Annotated in this window: 2 protein-coding genes; both read left to right on the plus strand. The window is 76.2% G+C overall.

All coding sequences use genetic code 11. The features are described from left to right. On the plus strand, positions 1-506 hold a 506-nt coding region (locus CKO43_RS25325; RefSeq protein ID WP_259375345.1), incomplete at its 5' end, for a FliH/SctL family protein. Next, complete coding sequence (locus CKO43_RS25330) at positions 503-1,831, plus strand: FliI/YscN family ATPase (protein ID WP_200229265.1); 1,329 nt, start codon at positions 503-505, stop codon at positions 1,829-1,831. The genes CKO43_RS25325 and CKO43_RS25330, both read left to right, overlap by 4 nt. The last annotated feature ends 316 nt before the right edge of the window (positions 1,832-2,147 follow it).

Genomic DNA, 2,147 nt, shown 5'->3' on the forward strand with positions numbered 1-2,147 from the left:
ACGCCGAGGAGCAGGCGCGCATCGCCGCCGCCGTGGCCGCAGGCCGGGCCGCCGGGTTCGAGCAGGGCCGGTGCGAAGCCGAGGCCGCGGTGCACGAAGCCGCGGCGCAGCAGCTCGCGGCCCGGGTCCAGGCGCTGGTGCAGCGCCACGACGACGAACTCGCCGCGCTGTCGCGCCAGGTCGTCGAACTGGCGCTGCTGGTGCTGCGCCGCGTCGCCGCCGAACTGCCGGCCGAGGAGCTGATGGCCGCCGTCGCGCAGCGCCTGCTGGCGCCGCTGCAGGAAGCCGGCGCAGACGGCGGCCACCTGCTGCGCCTGCATCCGGCGCTGGTGGAGCCGGTGCGGGCGCGGCTGCAGGCGCGCGGGCTGCATCTGGCCTGCCGCGCCGACGAAAACCTGGCGCCGCTGGACTGTGTGCTCGACACCCCCGGTGGCCGCCTGCTCGCCGGCCTGGAAACCCAGCTGCAGCGCGTACAGGCCGCGCTGCAGCAGCGGCTTCCGGCATGAACGCGCCGCCTGCCTGGCCCGACGCCGCGCTGCGCCGCGCGCTCGCCGAGCTGCAGCCGGTGGCGGCACGCGGCCGCGTCGTGCAGGCCGTCGGCACCATGTTGCGCGCCACCGGGCTGCCGGCGCACCTGGGCCAGCAGTGCCGCGTCGTCGACCCGCGCCACCCGCAGCTGGCGCCGCTACGCGCCGAGGTCGTCGGCCTGGCCGACGGCTGCGCGATGCTGGCGCCGCTGGGCGAGCTGCGCGGCGTCGCGCTCGGCGCCGAGGTCGAACTGCTGGAGCAGCAGGCGCGTGTGCCCTGCGGCCCGGGGCTGCTCGGGCGCGTGCTCGACGCCTTCGGCGAGCCGCTGGACGGCCGGCCGCTGCCGCCCGGCCTGGCCGGCTGGCCGCTGCGCAACGCCAGCCCCAACCCGCTGGCGCGGCCCCCGGTCGAACAGGCGCTCGCCACCGGCGTGCGCGCGATCGACATCGCGCTCACCGTCGGCATCGGCCAGCGCATCGGCGTCTTCGCGATGGCCGGCGGCGGCAAGAGCACGCTGCTGGCGATGCTGGCGCGTGGCGCCCAGGCCGACCTCAACGTCATCGCGCTCGTCGGCGAACGCGGCCGCGAGGTGCGCGAGTTCATCGAGGACGGCCTGGGCGACGGCGGGCTGGCGCGCTCGGTGCTCGTCGTTGCCACCTCCGACCGCCCGGCGATGGAGCGTGTGCGTGCCGCCGAGACCGCAACCGCCATCGCCGAGGGTTTTCGTGCCGGCGGCGCCCACGTGCTGCTGATGATGGACAGCGTCACGCGCTACGCGCGCGCGCTGCGCGAGATCGGGCTGTCGGTCGGCGAGCCGGCGGTGCGCCGCGGCTACCCGCCCAGCGTCTTCGCCGAGCTGCCGCGGCTGTTCGAACGTGCAGGCCACGACGGCCACGGCGCGATCACCGCTATCTACACCGTGCTCGCCGAAGACGAGGACGGCAGCGACCCGGTGGCCGAGGAAGTGCGCTCCATCCTCGACGGCCACGTCGTGCTGAGCCGCGCGCTCGGCGCCGCCGGCCACTACCCGGCGATCGACATCCTCGCCAGCACCAGCCGCGTCTTCCCGCGTGTCGCCGACAGCGCGCACCAGACCGCGGCGCGCGAACTGCGTGCGCTGCTGGCGCGCCATGCCGAAATCCGCTTCCTGCTGCAGGTCGGCGAATACCAGGCCGGCAGCGACGCGCTCGCCGACCGCGCGATCGAACGCCTGCCGCGGCTGGAGGCGCTGCTGCGCCAGGCGCCCGACGAACACACGCCGCTGGCCGAGGCCGTCGCCCGGCTGCAGGAGCTGCTGGCATGAGCCCTCAGGACTTGTCCGGGGCTCATTCCCGCTTGGCGGGACCGGCCGCCAGGCCGAAGGGTGCCCCAGTGAGCCCTCAGGACTTGTCCGGGGCTCATTCCCGCCTGGCGGGACCGGCCGCCAGGCCGAGGGGTGCCCCAGTGAGCCCTCAGGACTTGTCCGGGGCTCATTCCCGCCTGGCGGGGCCGGCCGCCAGGCCGAGGGAGCTCCAATGAGCGCCGAACGCCTGCAGCACGCCCAGGCGCGCCAGCTGCAGCGGCTGCGCACGCAGCGCGCCGAACGCGCCCGGCGCTGCGCCTCGTGCGCCTGCGCCTGC

Source organism: Rubrivivax gelatinosus (genome assembly GCF_016583785.1).
In the GTDB taxonomy this organism is placed as follows: domain Bacteria; phylum Pseudomonadota; class Gammaproteobacteria; order Burkholderiales; family Burkholderiaceae_C; genus Rubrivivax; species Rubrivivax gelatinosus_B.